1 protein-coding gene is annotated in these 290 nt (G+C 48.3%); it reads left to right on the top strand.

Annotated elements, in window-relative coordinates:
- On the top strand, positions 1 to 188 hold a 188-nt coding region (locus J0A66_RS22950), incomplete at its 5' end, for an AbgT family transporter (protein ID WP_206576090.1).
- Positions 189 to 290 lie beyond the last annotated feature (102 nt).

Below are 290 nucleotides of genomic sequence, written 5' to 3'. Positions count from 1 at the left end.
GCTACTTTGGCTTAATTCTGGCCGTTGCCAGCCGTTATCAGAAAAATCTGGGTATAGGTACATTGGTTGCCACTATGTTGCCTTATTCAATGATCTTTTTCGTGGGTTGGACGGTATTGTTCTATCTGTGGGTGTTTGTACTGGGTATGCCGGTAGGGCCTGGTGCGCCGACTTATTACACACCCTGAGCTAAGTGATTAAGGATGCCGTATGCGTTATCGCAACAGTGACAGTTTTCGCCATGAGCAAGCCGACAAAATCGGGGTGTTGATCACTAATCTGGGCACCCC

The sequence above is a fragment of the Bowmanella dokdonensis genome, assembly GCF_017254865.1.
In the GTDB taxonomy this organism is placed as follows: domain Bacteria; phylum Pseudomonadota; class Gammaproteobacteria; order Enterobacterales; family Alteromonadaceae; genus Bowmanella; species Bowmanella dokdonensis.
Note: the sequence above shows the minus strand (reverse complement) of the source record. Positions and strands in the feature narration are given on the sequence as shown.